Annotated in this window: 13 protein-coding genes and 2 pseudogenes; 3 read left to right on the forward strand and 12 right to left on the reverse strand. The window is 60.6% G+C overall.

The genetic code is table 11. The features are described 5' to 3' along the window. Nucleotides 1-493: 493 nt before the first annotated feature. From AC3A6B_RS18820 to AC3A6B_RS18875, 12 genes are all read right to left on the reverse strand, one after another. Nucleotides 494-1,195 carry an OmpW/AlkL family protein gene (locus tag AC3A6B_RS18820; RefSeq protein ID WP_487838190.1) on the reverse strand — a complete coding sequence of 234 codons (702 nt, stop codon included), beginning with the start codon at nucleotides 1,193-1,195 and terminating at the stop codon, nucleotides 494-496. Between the two features lie 426 nt (nucleotides 1,196-1,621). Then, entirely contained in the window at nucleotides 1,622-2,659 is a 1,038-nt protein-coding gene (gene dmpG, locus AC3A6B_RS18825; protein ID WP_487838191.1) for a 4-hydroxy-2-oxovalerate aldolase, read from the reverse strand. A gap of 14 nt (nucleotides 2,660-2,673) precedes the next feature. Next, nucleotides 2,674-3,624 carry an acetaldehyde dehydrogenase (acetylating) gene (locus AC3A6B_RS18830; protein WP_487838192.1) on the reverse strand — a complete coding sequence of 317 codons (951 nt, stop codon included), beginning with the start codon at nucleotides 3,622-3,624 and terminating at the stop codon, nucleotides 2,674-2,676. 103 nt (nucleotides 3,625-3,727) lie between these two features. After that, nucleotides 3,728-4,534 (reverse strand): toluene degradation hydratase TodJ, encoded by an 807-nt coding sequence (gene todJ, locus AC3A6B_RS18835; RefSeq protein WP_487838353.1) that lies wholly within the window; start codon nucleotides 4,532-4,534, stop codon nucleotides 3,728-3,730. 158 nt (nucleotides 4,535-4,692) lie between these two features. Further along, on the reverse strand, nucleotides 4,693-5,568 hold the full coding sequence (bphC, locus tag AC3A6B_RS18840) for a biphenyl-2,3-diol 1,2-dioxygenase (protein ID WP_487838193.1): 876 nt from the start codon (nucleotides 5,566-5,568) through the stop codon (nucleotides 4,693-4,695). 15 nt (nucleotides 5,569-5,583) lie between these two features. Next, nucleotides 5,584-6,411 carry a 3-(cis-5,6-dihydroxycyclohexa-1,3-dien-1-yl)propanoate dehydrogenase gene (gene hcaB, locus AC3A6B_RS18845; protein ID WP_487838194.1) on the reverse strand — a complete coding sequence of 276 codons (828 nt, stop codon included), beginning with the start codon at nucleotides 6,409-6,411 and terminating at the stop codon, nucleotides 5,584-5,586. Next, nucleotides 6,408-7,640, reverse strand: coding sequence for an NAD(P)/FAD-dependent oxidoreductase (locus tag AC3A6B_RS18850; RefSeq protein WP_487838195.1), 1,233 nt, complete (start codon nucleotides 7,638-7,640; stop codon nucleotides 6,408-6,410). Before AC3A6B_RS18850 ends, hcaB begins: the two co-directional genes overlap by 4 nt. After that, the gene (locus tag AC3A6B_RS18855; protein ID WP_487838196.1) at nucleotides 7,637-7,945 is read right to left on the reverse strand and encodes a non-heme iron oxygenase ferredoxin subunit; all 309 of its coding nucleotides are present in this window, start codon (nucleotides 7,943-7,945) and stop codon (nucleotides 7,637-7,639) included. The genes AC3A6B_RS18850 and AC3A6B_RS18855 overlap by 4 nt, the downstream gene beginning before the upstream one ends. A 27-nt stretch (nucleotides 7,946-7,972) precedes the next feature. Beyond that, nucleotides 7,973-8,536 carry an aromatic-ring-hydroxylating dioxygenase subunit beta gene (locus AC3A6B_RS18860; RefSeq protein ID WP_487838197.1) on the reverse strand — a complete coding sequence of 188 codons (564 nt, stop codon included), beginning with the start codon at nucleotides 8,534-8,536 and terminating at the stop codon, nucleotides 7,973-7,975. 104 nt (nucleotides 8,537-8,640) lie between these two features. Further along, the gene (locus AC3A6B_RS18865; RefSeq protein ID WP_487838198.1) at nucleotides 8,641-9,993 is read right to left on the reverse strand and encodes an aromatic ring-hydroxylating dioxygenase subunit alpha; all 1,353 of its coding nucleotides are present in this window, start codon (nucleotides 9,991-9,993) and stop codon (nucleotides 8,641-8,643) included. 75 nt (nucleotides 9,994-10,068) lie between these two features. Beyond that, entirely contained in the window at nucleotides 10,069-10,896 is an 828-nt protein-coding gene (locus tag AC3A6B_RS18870; protein ID WP_487838199.1) for an alpha/beta fold hydrolase, read from the reverse strand. Nucleotides 10,897-10,899: 3 nt separating this feature from the next. After that, complete coding sequence (locus AC3A6B_RS18875; protein ID WP_487838200.1) at nucleotides 10,900-11,448, reverse strand: Clp protease/crotonase-like domain-containing protein; 549 nt, start codon at nucleotides 11,446-11,448, stop codon at nucleotides 10,900-10,902. A gap of 158 nt (nucleotides 11,449-11,606) precedes the next feature. On the opposite strand from AC3A6B_RS18875, the pseudogene AC3A6B_RS18880 reads away from it, so the two are divergent. From AC3A6B_RS18880 to istA, 3 genes and pseudogenes are all read left to right on the forward strand, one after another. Continuing rightward, nucleotides 11,607-12,983 (forward strand): annotated as a pseudogene (locus tag AC3A6B_RS18880) (Mu transposase domain-containing protein); the annotation flags it as partial. Next, the gene (locus AC3A6B_RS18885; RefSeq protein WP_487838201.1) at nucleotides 12,980-13,249 is read left to right on the forward strand and encodes a hypothetical protein; all 270 of its coding nucleotides are present in this window, start codon (nucleotides 12,980-12,982) and stop codon (nucleotides 13,247-13,249) included. The pseudogene AC3A6B_RS18880 and the gene AC3A6B_RS18885, both read left to right, overlap by 4 nt. 95 nt (nucleotides 13,250-13,344) lie before the next feature. Next, nucleotides 13,345-14,174, forward strand: a pseudogene (gene istA / locus AC3A6B_RS18890) (IS21 family transposase); the annotation flags it as partial. Between the last annotated feature and the right edge of the window lie 60 nt (nucleotides 14,175-14,234).

The raw sequence follows: 14,234 nt of genomic DNA on the forward strand, positions 1-14,234 counted from the left end.
GGCATGCAGCTCGTTGTTCCTAGTGCGAGCTCCTGCTGTGGCACGGGTTGGGTGGGCAGCTTTGACGCTGCCGCCGCAGCCGCTGGTGGAAGCGATTAGAGAATGAATTGGTGGGCCAGGCGGTGCTGCATGCCGACGGCGTCCCAGTAGCGATGCTCGACCCCAGCGCAAGCAAAACGCATAAAGCGCATGCGCGATCTGTGGAGCTACTGCAAGATGGGCTACGCCCTGAACCAGTCGGCAGCCTTGAGCAGCCATACGCCTACGCCTACCTGAAAGGCGCGATCGGACGCTTGCCGACGCAGCCAGCCAGTCGCGTCGGCAAATTGCTGCCGCGTTGCTGGCGCCCTGGGGGCCAACAGCCGGCGCATCAAGACCGGGGCGGGATTGCGGCTCAGCGTTGTAGCTTCGCTTCAGAGCGCCTGTGCGGAAGCCAGATGATGGACAAGGGCGCTCATCATCTGGCCCATTCCCGGGCCTCCGAATGGGGCCATCAGAACCGGTAACCGACTCCCAGGGTAAACACGTCCGGATTGACCTTGGCGTCGACGGTCCGCACGACGTTGACGTTACCCCCGGGTGTAGGCGTCACCGTGGTGAAGGAAGCCGTTGTCTTGATCCAATAGCGCAGATACGAGAAATCGACGACCCAATTCTTGGTGATCGGATACTCGAGACCAAGCCGCGCCACCGGACCCCAGGAGGACTTACCCTTGACCGAAGTGCTGGATCCTCCCACCGCGCTCGTGTATGCGGAAGTAGCTTGCTCATCCGTGAAGCGGGTGTAGTTCACGCCAGCGCCCACATACGGCCGGAAGCCCAAAAAATTGGTGAAGCTGTACGTAGCCATCACGGCAGGAACCCAAATCTTGGCCGAGGCGACCTCCCCGAGCCCAGCCGCAGTGCCAGCCGCAGTGAGGTGAGCATGTGGCGGTTTTGCCCCCTGGAACATGACTGACCATTGATCGGACAAGCGCCGCTCATAACTCAATGCCAGCAGATCGACATCTTCCAGCTTGGCCTTGATCCCCGGAGGCGTGAAGGGGCCTGACAGGTCGCCGGACCGGGTATTAAAGTTGGCACGGGCATAGCCGATTTTCACCGTATTCTCGAGCTCTTCGGCTCGGACGCCTGCGCCTGCGAAAACGATCGACAGGCCTGCGGCCACGGTGGTGAGGGTTTGGTTTCCTTGCATCATTGTCTCCGGTTGCTGTGATTACTCGTACTAAACATCTCGAAGGCGCCGCCCGCGATCGCCACTTCGCTTCCACGGTCAACTAAACCCGCATGGCAACGCCGATAGCCACACCGCCCCTGCGTTGTTTGGCATTGACCGTGCTGAACACGCCGAGCGGCAGGTCCTAAACGGGAAACTCGATGGCAGGCGCGTATGCGCTGGTGAACTACATCCGAACGCTTAGGTCAGCGTGCGATCGACTTCTGAAATCAGGGCGATCACCACCCATTTCCCCGCGGCCGACATGGTCGGCTGGTGCGTCCGTCGACGCCGGGGCGAGGACCACTAGGGGATTCTCTGGCGCGTGCTCGACCAGCATGCCGGCCGCAATGGCGGCCTTGATCCCTTCCGCACTCTTGCCCGGACTCGCGACGAGGCCGTTCGTCACTGCCGTTCTGCCGAACATTCGCGATCATGCCGTTTGAGCAGATCCAACGCCACGTCCACAATCATGTCCTCCTGCCCACCGACCATGCGGCGGTGACCCAGCTCGATCAGGATGTCTACAGTTTTAACGCCATACTTATGGGCGGCCGCTTCGCTGTGGCGTAAAAAGCTCGAATACACGCCGGCATAACCCAGGGCAAGCGTCTCTCGATCCACCCGAACAGGACGATCTTGCAGAGGGCGGACGAGGTCATCCGCTGCGTCCATTAGCCGAAAGAGATCGGCACCATGACTCCAGTTCATCCTGTCAGCCGCAGCGATGAACGCTTCGAGTGGTGCATTGCCGGCGCCTGCTCCCATTCCCGCCAGCGACGCGTCGACGCGGTCGCAGCCTTCCTCCACGGCGACAATGGAATTCGCGACGCCAAGAGACAGATTGTGGTGCGCGTGCATGCCCGTCTCGGTCTTCGGATCGAGCACCGCCTTCAAGGCGCGGAAGCGCTCCCGCACATCTGTCATCGTCAACGCACCACCCGAGTCCACAACGTAGATGCAGGTCGCGCCATAGCCCTCCATCTTTTTCGCTTCGACGGCCAGACGATGCGGCGTCGTCATGTGGCTCATCATCAAGAAGCCGACCGTGTCCATACCTAACTCACGGGCGTATTCGATGTGTTGTTTTGAGATGTCGGCTTCAGTACAGTGCGTAGCCACCCGGACTACACGCGCCCCGGCGTCGTAAGCGGCCTTGAGGTTGTGAATCGTGCCAATGCCCGGTATCAGCAGCGTCGCGATCTTGGCGTGCGACACCACATCAGCGACGGCTTCAATCCACTCCAAGTCGCTATGAGCTCCGAAACCGTAGTTGAAGCTCGAACCTTGAAGGCCGTCGCCATGCGCGACTTCGATGCTGTCTACTTTAGCGCTGTCGAGTGCTTGAGCGATGGTCCGCACCTGCTCGATCGAATATTGATGACGGATCGCATGGCTACCATCGCGCAGCGTGACATCGGAGATGTATATTTTTTTGGTCATGCTGTTTCCTGTTCTTAGGCATTCGCAACCGAACGCACGCGCGATGCCATCGACTCGGCGGTATGCAACGCCGCACTGGTCATGATGTCAAGATTGCCAGCGTACGCAGGAAGGTAGTGAGCGGCGCCCTCGACTTCGAGAAAAATGGAGGTTTTCAGGCCGCTCATACGCTCACCAACGCCTGGAATGTTGATAGGCTGGTTTGTCTCTATCCGGTCAAACTGAACTGCTTGCTTCAGACGGTAGCCTGGCACGTAAGCTTGCACCTCAGCGACCATGCGTTCTATCGAGTCAGCGATCAATTCCTGATCAATGAAGTCACTGAGCGTGTAGACCGTATCGCGCATCGTAAGGGGCGGTTCAGCCGGATTCAATACGATCACAGCCTTGCCTCTGCGAGCACCACCGACCGCCTCAATGGCTTTCGACGTTGTCTCAGTGAACTCGTCGATGTTGGCGCGCGTACCCGGGCCAGCGCTCTTACTCGAAATCGATGCGACGATTTCTCCGTAGTGCACCGTGGCGACGCGCGAAACAGCCGCGACCATTGGGATAGTGGCTTGCCCGCCGCAGGTGACCATGTTGACGTTGGTCGCATCTAGGTGCGCCGCGCCGTTCACGACGGGAATGCAATATGGACCAATGGCTGCCGGCGTAAGGTCAACCATAATGATGCCGGGTTTGAGTGAGCGCAGGAAGGCATCGTGCTTGACATGAGCGCTCGCACTGGTCGCGTCGAAGACAAGGTCGATCTCATCGAACACCGGCAGACGTGTGAGACCTTCGACGCCCTCGTGTGTCGTCGCCACGCCGAGACGCGCGGCTCGGGCAAGGCCGTCGCTCTCCGGGTCGATGCCAACCATGGCCACCATCTCGATTTGACGACCGTGACGCAGGATCTTGATCATCAAATCTGTGCCAATGTTGCCGCTGCCGATAATGGCAGCTTTGAATTTTCGGGTCATGATGTTCCTTAAGTCAGTGTTTGTTTCGCGTTCGGGTGAACGCCCAAGCCTGTGCGAATCAGCTAAGGTTCATCCCACCCGATTGCACTTGCAGGACGCCGCCTTACTCTTTTGCGAACGCCGCGGTTACGGAACCCAGACCGGCAATGCGCACGTCAAATACGTCACCTTTCAACACCGGCACCATGGGCCCGAGCGCACCGGAGAGCACTGTGTCACCGGCGCGCAGTGGATAGCCGGCTCGGGCCATGACTCTCGCCAGCCAAAGTGTGGAATTGAGTGGCGATCCCAGGCACGCCGATCCAGCACCAGACGACACCAAAGCACCGGACCTCCCCATCGTCATGCCTGCATGGCGTGCGTCGAGATCGCATAGCCGCGTGGGCTTGGACCCCAACACATAAAGTCCGGACGATGCGTTATCCGCAATGGTGTCCGTGATGCGAATGTCCCAGTTGAGTACCCTGGAACCCACGATCTCGATAGCTGGCACCGCAAAATCGATGGCCTGAAACAGGTCGGCCACCGTCAGCTGATCCCCGTCAAGATCGCGTCCGAGAACGAACGCAATCTCTGCTTCGACCTTTGGCTGAAGCACGTCCTTGAGCACGATCTCCTCGCCTTCAACGCGCGCCATGTCAGCAAATAGCATGCCGTAGTCCGGCTGCCCTACGCCAAGCTGCTTCTGGACGGCCACGGACGTCAAACCGATTTTTCGACCCACGAGGCGGCGGCCTGCCTCCAGTGCCCGTCGCGTGTTGATTTCCTGCACTGCATAGGCCAGCTTCAAATCGGTTTCTCCGATTAGAGACCGCACCGGAGGTATAGCCGCCCCCTTGAGCTCGGCCTCGTGAAGAAGATCGGCGGCTTCAAGTGCTGTGCGAGCGAACGTAGTGTCCGGTTGATTCATTGAATCCTTCTTGATAAGTTCCTGGTTTTGAGGATCGCCGCGCACGGAATTGCGCAACATCGGTGATGGCAAGCATCTTCTGTCGTGACGCCGAGCCAGGCGATCACGCCGGTGCCTTGGAAGCCACACAGGGCTTAGCCGTAAGAAAACGTTGTGTTCTATATACGACCGACGAACTTGTGTCCCCAAATGCTGATACGGTCGTAGCGGACCACGGACCAGCCGACCTCCACATCGCGAGCGCCCCAGCCAAACTCGACCGCGAAGCCCGATGGCGTCGCCCCATAAAACGAGAACATGTGATCGTTGGTATGGCAGCCGAGCGTCGTAACGAGGGCACCTACAGAATCAAACCGGTCGTAGGCGAAACCGACATCGTTCATCTCCTTGCTTTGCAGCATGAAGTGATGGAGCTTTTTCGCCCCCGGCAGTTTGGCCAAAGCGAGGGTGTGATGACGGCCGTTGCAATGCAGAAAATAAAGGGTGGTGCCCAGATCAGCGTTGATCTTCCAGTCAATGATGTCGGAGAGCTTCATGCCCATCGCATCGGTGTAGAAACTGAGCGCAGCGTCCATGTCCTGAACGTTCAAGACATAGTGACCGAGGCCCTGGTCCCCGGTTTGGAATCCCGATCCGCCGAGCGGAGATGCAAAAGGTTGCTCGAATCGCTCCGTTGCACCGTAGTAGATTTCGACCCGGTTTCCGAATGGATCGGCGCAGGAAAGCAAGCCGAGCACGCCCCGCTTCTTGACCAGCTCGGCACCTTCAACCTTGACCTCGACCCCGTGCGCCTCCAGGCGTTCCTGCACTCGGTAGAGTGCTTTACCATCTTCGACCTCGTAGCCAGCAAAGAGATAATCATCGGAGGGGCCTTGGGTCACGGAGAGCCGCCAGGCGCGCGAATCGATCCGGAACAGCGCCTGCGCTTCGGTGACAGCGCCCTCCATTGCGCCCAGTTTGTCCGTGACGAACGAACGCCAGGCAGACACATCCGTTACTTCGAATCCGAGATACCCGAGGCGTTGAATGCTCATATCCGTGCTTCCTGCTTAAATGAAATGCTTGTCGAGTTGTGCGCCAAGATTCGCGCTGAACAAGCCGCGCGCCCCCATGCCACCGTCATAATTCAGCACGCTGCCCGTCAACGACACGGTGTCCTCGCGCGTCGCGAAGAAGACATAGGCTCCGGCATATTCGTCCGCCGACGCGACGCAACCGGCCGGCAGAACCGGTCCGAGTGCGTCAGCAAGCGGCACTGCCTTGATACTCGTATCCTGAAGATCCAACGTCTTGGGGCCGCGCAAATCGGTACCAAGCACGCCTCCTGGCGCGATGCCATTGACACGGACATGAGGGCCCCACTCGTGGGCGAGTTGCTTGACCAAGCCGATCACGGCCTGCTTGCTGGCGGTATAGAGAACTCCGCCTCCGCCAGCGTAAAACGCGGCACTTGATGCGGTAAAAATCGCGCTGCCTTTGCTTTTGTACAGAGCGGGCAGCGCGGCTTTGGCTGCCAGCACATAGCCCTTGACGTTTACGGCGAACATCTCGTCGAAGGCCTGCTCAAGGCGGTCAGCAGGGATATCCACCAGTTGAGTCGAGAAGTCCCAGACGCCGGCATTGCCGACCAGACAATCGAGCTTGCCGAACGCCTCCGTGCAGCGCGCCACGGCTTCCTGATGACTAGCAAGAAGGCGCACGTCACCCACGATTCCAACCAGCGCGTCGCCATGTTGGTTTCTAAGCTCCTCCAGCCCGGACGCCGATTTGTCCAGCACCGCAACACGAGCCCCTTCGGAGATATAGCGGTTCACGATTGCCCGCCCAAGGCCGGCACTGCCACCGGTGATCAATGCCACTTGTCCTTTGAGTCTCACGCTGCTTCTCCTTGATGTACGCGCAGAAAATCGCGCATGTTGATCGATAGATTCCCCAGTTGCGCCTTGTCGACAGCTGCCCGTGCTTCCACCAGTCTTGTAGCTACAGCGAAGTCGCGCGGCGCGTCCATTGCGACAACGGCCTGGAGCTTCCCGTCTGAAAGACGGAAAAGCAGTGCCGCACCGTCACCGAGGGTTCCGCGCACGATGAACTCGCCCGGTCCTTCGATATCCCCGGCCATCTGCATCCGATGCCCGGCAATCTCTGTCCAGGAAACAGGCACCTGCGGCGCGGGTCTCGCCTTTCCCAGGATCGCTGCAGCCACCGCTGCTGCCTGCCGTTCTGCATTCAGATAAGTCTCGAGTGAGCGCCGCCCACCGTTACGCAGCGGCCAGCTGGCTACATCTCCAACAGCGAAGACACCTTCAGCAGACGTGGCACCACGGTCATCCACGATGACGCCCCGGTCGCAGGTTAGACCAGCCTGCCGCGCCAGTTGGTCCGCCGGTTCGGCGCCGATGCATACAAGAGCGTTGTCGGCAGTGAAGCGGCGTCCATCACTGGCTGTCACAGCATCGAGCCGCTGGGTTCCGGAAAATTCTGCTACGCAGGTACGCAATTCAACCTGCACTCCCATCGCTGAAAGTGCCTCGCGCAGCCGCGCGCCCACACGCCGCCCAAGCACGCGAACCAGCAGCTCGTCTGCAGCCTCCAGGATGGTCACTTCTATACCGAGCTTGCGCGAAGTTGTCGCGACTTCGCATCCAATCAGACCGCCCCCTACGATGACCAGCCGCGTTCCGGCCGTCCAGTTCCGACACAACGGCTGCACATCGTCATAGGTTCGAAGCGTGAGGACGCCACGCAACTGGCTTCCCGGAAGCGGCAGTCCTCGCGCACAACTGCCGGTCGCGAGAACGATGGCATCCGCGGCAAGCGTAGCCCCGTCGTCGAAGCCGATCCTGCGAGCGGCTGCGTCCAGTCTGCTGACAGTCCGGCCGGTCAGTAGCTCGATGCGAGCCTCATCGAACCATTCGGACTCGGCCAGGACCGGAGGGCGCTCCAAGAGTCCACCCAACACCGCCTTCGATAGCGACGGACGGTCGTAGGGCAAATACGCCTCGCTTCCGATTAGCGAGATACGACCGCCGAAACCATCAGCGCGCAGCGCCTGCGCCGTCGAAAAGCCGGCAACGCCCGCGCCAACGATTGCGACATGGGACGTCATTGCTTGACCTCGCCAGCTTCAAGATCGACATGGACCCCGCCCGCTTCCACCTTGATTGGAAAGATCTTGAGCGGCTTGCAGGTCGGCAAGGCCTTGACCTTCCCGGTCCGCACACAAAACTTCCCAAAATGCAGTGAGCACTCGATCACATCGCCATCCAGGTAGCCCTCGGATAACGCCCAGTTCCCATGCGTGCAAGTGTCCTGCACGGCGAAGAATTCGCCGCCGACATTGCAGACCATCACTGGTTCCGGGCCGCCCTCATGGCGTTGCATTTCGCCTGGCGGCAGATCCGACTGCTGCATGACGTACGTCCATGCCATACATTTGCCCTAGAAGAAGAAGCTGAGGTTGTTCGCCAGAATCGTGCTCTGGTCGATCAGGATGGTCCGGTTGACGATTTCGAAGCCTGCGTCGGCGTCCGTGCGGCGCAGGGTATCGCGCCGCTCGCCGGCGAAAATGTCGGTTTGGCGTTCCAGGCGATTTCGATACACGATGAAGGCGCTGGAGATCTCGTATTCGCCGGCGGACGCCCCATTGAGAATCATCACGTTGCTGACGAGATGGCGGGTACGTGACGCCGGATTTTCCGACCAACCGACGTCCGAGACGATTTTCTTCAACCGCCCCTTCATCGTCGCTGCGTCCTCATCGAAATGCGCGTACTCGTTGGCTTTCGAATATTCCTGGGCAGCGTCACGCATGATCCTCGTTGTGCGGATCGGCATGAAGTACCGGATGTCTTTCGCGAGCAGGGCAAACCACTCTTCAAATCGACGATCATTGAGCAGCTTGGCTTCCCAGTAGTAAAACTGCTCGATTTCCTGCTGTAGATCGGGCGGAACAGGTACGGGCTTCCTGGTGAAGATGTCGGCTTTCGTTACGGGATCAGACATGACCATTTCCTCTGATTGTTGATGGCAGGATCGCTGGATCAGACAGGGCTCGAGACCTGGCGCCGGCCCTCAACTGCCGGCCTCGAACCGTGGCGTCGACCGATTCAGCGTGTAGCGTTCAGTGCGGCCCAGTCCGGGGAGATCATCATCCGCGCCCATTGGGTGTAGAGCCCGCGCGCGGCCTCTTCGCTATAGACATAGCTGATTTGCCCGGGGTATTCGGGATCACCTTCCGTGACCTTGCCAAGCCCCATTTCCATATTGAAGGGGCGACTACGCGCCTTGGTACCGCGCAAGATATGCTGGATCTCCACCCAGTTTTCTCCGTCGTCCTGCTCGAATACCCCCCCTGCCGAGAAAGTACGCGACGACTGGCGGCGGAACTCTTCCTTGATATCGTCGGGTGCGTCCGCGTCGACGATCGTGAACGCCCAGACTTCCACCTCGTTCGGCCCACGGGGATGCCATGTGCGAATTGTGTTGATCCCAGGGAGGAAGGAGCAGGTGGGAAAAACGGTCATATGCTGCGCCATGACCCGGGTCCCACGCTCAACACTGCCCAAGCGTTGAGCAGCCTTCTCGGCCGCGGGACCTTGGGTCCAGTAGCTCGCGATTTTCGGCCCCGAGATGGCAATCAGAAGATTGGGATCGCCAATATAGAAGCCTGAACCGTGCCCCCCCCACTTGGCCCGGTACTGCTTGCCGACCGTCGGCGGTGCAAGGTCTGCAAGCTCAACGCCCTCGGGTAAGCCGGCGAGAATGCCGGACAGGTGCGAAGTCGTGCCTGCGTGATACATGTCGCTGCAGAACTGTTCTGCCGCGAATTTCCAGTTGCACGGAATGACCCACTTCTGCACACCTGGAATCGCTTCGGTACCTGCCTCGGTGCGATCCAGCATGTGGTCCATATAGAACCTGGAATCACCCAGATATGTGATCAGGTCGGGGGCGTCGTTGTCCCAGTTGGCGAAGATTAGCCCCTTGTACGTCTCGACGCGCGCCTTCAGCGGGCTCCACTCCTTTTTGTCTAGACACGACGAAAACGCTTCCTCTTCAAAGGGGACGTTGACCAGATTACCGGCCGTGTCGTAGGCCCAGCCGTGGTAGCTGCACGTGAATGCCTTCGCGTTTCCGGAATCCGCGCGGCAAATACGCATGCCGCGGTGGCGGCATTGATTCAGGAAGACGGCAATGGTGCCGTCCTTCTGACGTACTACCAGGACCGGGTCCTCTCCCATGTAGTTGGTGATGTAGTCCCCCGGTTTGCTGATCTGGGTTTCGTGCCCGAGCAACAGCCACGAGCGACCAAAAACCCGTTCCAGCTCTAGCTGGTAGAGATCTTCATCGGTATAGATGCGCGGGTCGAGGCGACCGGTGTCATCGCGTACCAGTGCCTGAATGTCACTGTCTCGCCATGTTTTCTTCAGCTTGATAGGTCGTGTATCGTTGTGACTCATCGTCGTCTCCTGGTTTACTGTCAACTTACCGCTCACCAAATCATTTCGAAATCGCAGAGGACCCGACGTGCGCATTCACTCTGCGGAGAGAAAATTCTCGACCTGGCTGATGAATCCTCGTGTTTGCTCAATCTGCACCCAATGCCCGCACTTGCCGAAAACATGCAGTTGGGACGACTTAAGGAGCCGATTCAGCCGAATCGACGTTTCCACCGGGATCACTTGGTCTTCTCTACCGTGCACCAACAAGGTTTCGTGCGGGATGGTCTGTAGCTCGTGGTCGGGGATTGAGAGTTCATCAAGCCGCACCTGCCTCGGGCTCGGGAACATGGCAGCAAATGACTCCTGATGTCCGGGTCTGACGCTGGCTTCATAGCGCAGCTTGGCCAAGTCATCCGTAACCCGGCTACGGTCGTACGCGAGGTAATCCAGCACGACCCGCATATTGGCCACGGACGGTTCATAACCCCACACTGCCTCCAGCCCCTCGGTAATCGTGCTCTTGGGTCCACCGGAACCCATTAACACTAACCGGCGAACCCTCTGCGGAAACTTGATGGCGAGCGCGAGCGCTACGGCACCGCCGAGTGAATTTCCAACCAGATCCACACGATCGAGTTCCAGCGCGTCCAAAACCCCGATCACGTGGTCCACCCAGGTTTGAAGGCCGTACGAGATTCCTGCCGGCCGCTCGGTAAACCCAAAGCCCACGAGGTCTGGAGCGACAACTCGGCGGGTCTTCGACAGTTCCGGGAGGATCGTTCGCCAGTTCGCCCAGGCGGTGACGCCAGGACCCGAGCCGTGAATCAGGACTACCGGCTGGCCGCTTCCGACATCGTGAAGATTGGTGCCGATGCCACCGGCTCGCACCGTGGTGCCAATTTCTGCATTCGCGTTGCCCATCTATCAACTCCCGTTTTGAACTTCAAATTTGCGAGGGTGGAGAAGCCCGGTAGCGCAGTACGCTAGCGAGATGGATGCGGCGGGATATGGTGTGAATTTCCGACGCGGGCACGACCTGGCTGATGACCTACCAGTGCTCGAGCGTGCTCGGATCCTGTAGCGGCCCAGCATCGCCATTTCCTTGGCTCGGGCAACATTTGCCCGCTGCACCACACGTTGAACGCCGCCCAGCAGTGGAAGTAGGCCGAGTGACGCCTCCGCCATGCCGAACGAGGCTGTGTCGGCCGCAATCGGGACGTTTTTGAGCGACTCCCACGTCGCTTTTGAAGCGTCCTGGTCCCAGGTACCGCCGGCGATCGTTCCCAGCTCTACGCCGGCGCAGACGTGGCGCATGGAACTGCGCAGGAGCACGGCGCGACAGCCTTCGCCGACAGCCCTGGCATAGCCACTCGCGGGCACATCCAGCATGGCGTTGTCCATGAGGTTGTGCGGCGGCTTCGCCAATAACACGATGCCAACTATGCCGTCCTTCTCGTACACGATTGATGCCATGTGAATGCCCTTTCGATCGACCAATGGTAAACGGTGTTAGCTGCCTGGTTATCGGTGTTAACCCGCAGAGATCCTGCTCATCGCGAATGGACGAGGCGTCTAGAATCAAAACGTGAAATCTCGCACTTCCGACCTCCCTCACCCCAGCCGCTTCCCGTGTGGCCAGCGCGCGCCGGATCGAATCGACGGTTCTGCTTCCCTCCCAGAACCCTGCGCGGACATGGCGCACGCGCGCCGATCCGTTGACTGAGGTGTGGACGGTGGAGGTCGTGCCGATGTTGGAGGCGGCCCCGGGGCTGATGGCGGTGACGGTGCTGGAGGAACTGCAGCTTCGATAACCACAGCGCTTTTACGGCGCGGTTTTGCGCACCCTGCAGCGCAGAGTGCGGCAGTGGCGCGCCGAGCACGGTGGCGATCGCGAGATCTTCTTCGCCCAGGAGCATCAGCCTGGCCGGCTCGGCCTGTCGGACTTAACTGTGTGCGACGAGTTGGCCATCACCATCGTCGGCGTGGTCTTGCCGCACCGGCTGTACCAGTTTGCGTTCGCGCACAGCGGCTGGCGTCATGCGCGCATCGTGCTTGGCGGAGAGAGCTTCCAGGCATTGGCGAGCGGGCTTCAGGAGGCGCTATGGATGGCCGGCGGCGTGCCCGAAGAGCATCGCACCGACAGCCTGTCGGCGGCGTTCAACAACTTAGCCGAGCAGGAGGAACTCACCGCCCGCTACCGCGAGCTGTGCGCGAGCCGCAACAATCCGGGCGTGAGCCACGAGAATGGTTCGATCGAAGCGCGCCAGGGCAGCCTGAAGACCGCACTGGATCAGTCGCTGCTGCTGCGCGGCACACGTGAGTTCGCGAGCATCGAGGGTTACGGTCAGTTCGTCGCAGATACCGTGCGGCGGTTGAACGCGCGTTGTGCTCGGACCTGGGAGATCGAGCGTGCCAGCCTTCGTCCTTTGCCCGCTCGACGGACGGTGGACTTCGAAGAGGTCGACGCGCGGGTCAGCAAGTTCGGCCTGATCAGCATCAAGGCCGCCCACTACAGCGTGCCGTCCAGGCTGGTCGGCCATCGGCTGAAGGTACGGCTCTACAGCGCGCACCTCGAAGCCTGGCTGGGTGGCGTGAAGGTGTTCGAGTGCGAGCGGTTGCGCAGCAGCATCCAAATCAAGCATCCCAAGCGCATCGACTGGCGTCACATGCTCCCGTCGCTGCGGCGCAAGCCCGGAGCCTTCGCCCGATGGATGCTGCGCGATGCAATGTTCCCGCGCAGCGAGTACGCCCAAACCTGGGAACGCATGAGCCAGCGACTGAGCGAGCGGGAGGCTTGCCGGTTGATGGTGAATCTGCTCGATCTGGCTGATCGGGCCAATGTGGTGGCCGAGCTCGCCGCGATCCTCAGCGCCCTGGGCGAGCGCAACGAACTCCCCGACATCGATGTGCTGCGGGCGCAGTTCGCGCCCCGTCCGGCACTGATGCCGTTCGTGGAGGTCATGCTTCCGGCCACCGCGGTGTACGACGACCTGCTGGAGGTCGCATGAACACGATCGCATCCACCCGGACCGCGGCCGATGCAGCGCGCCTGCCCCTCATGCTGGGAGAACTGAGACTTCCCACGATGAAGCGGCTGTGGGCCAACCTGGCCGAGCAGTCCAACCGCGAAGGCTGGCCGGCGGAACGCTTCCTTGGCGTGCTGCTCGGGGCAGGAGGTCAACGAGCGCGAGACGCGCCGGCTTGCTCGCGCACGCATCGACAACCAACTGCCACCGGACAAGAGCTTGGCCTTTTGGCGCCAGCCGAAAATTGACCCACCTGTGAGAGTTGTGCCGCTTCCAATTTGACCCGGGTGTTCAGCCTACCCTGCTGCTTTTTTTAGCGGTGGGGGTATGAGGAGTGATCACCATGGCCATGATTGGCAAGGTCCTGCGGATGCACCACCGCGAGAAGAAGTCGGTGCGCGAGATCGTGAGGTCGACGAGCCTGTCGCGCAACACAGTGCAGCAAGTACCTGCGCACCCCCGCGGCGGAGCCGCCGAAGTACCGACGCAAGGCGGCATCGACGAAGCTGGCACCGTTCGTCGAGACGGTGAAGATGGCGTTGTTGGCCGACGCGCGCCGCGCCCGCAAGGAGCGGCGAACCGCCAAGGCGCTACTGCAGCAGATCGCCGAGGCTGGCTACGAAGGCGGCTATATCCAACTGACCGACTTCATCCGTGCGTGGCGAGCGCAGCAAGGCGGTGTGGCGGTCGGCAAGGCGTTCGTGCCGCTGACCTTTGAGCTGGGCGAGGCGTTCCAGTTCGACTGGAGCGACGAGGCGCTGGTGATCGGCGGGATCTACCGCAAGCTGCAGGTCGCGCGCATGAAGCTGGTGCGCGAGCCGGGCGTTCTGGCTGGTGGCCTACCCGAGTCAGGGCCACGAGATGCTGTTCGATGCCCACACCAGGTCCTGCGCCGCGCTGGGCGGTGTGGCGCGCCGCGGGATCTACGACAACATGCGCACCGCCGTGGACAAGGTGCACAAGGGCAAGGGCCGCACCGTCAACGCACGCTTCTCGGTGATGTGCGCGCATTACCTGTACGACCCTGACTTCTGCAACGTGGCCTCGGGGTGGGAGAAGGGGGTCGTCGAGAAGAACGTCCAGGACAGCCGTCGGCGCATCTAGATCGACGCGCGTGAGCGGCGCTTCGCGAGCTTCGACGAGCTCAATGCCTGCGCAGGCTGTCGATCACGCTGAGGCTTGGCACGGGCCGCAGCTGCCCAGGCTCGCCTCGCACGAAAGTGCCGCAGCCGT

The organism is Variovorax sp. Soil_C_33 (assembly GCF_057656935.1).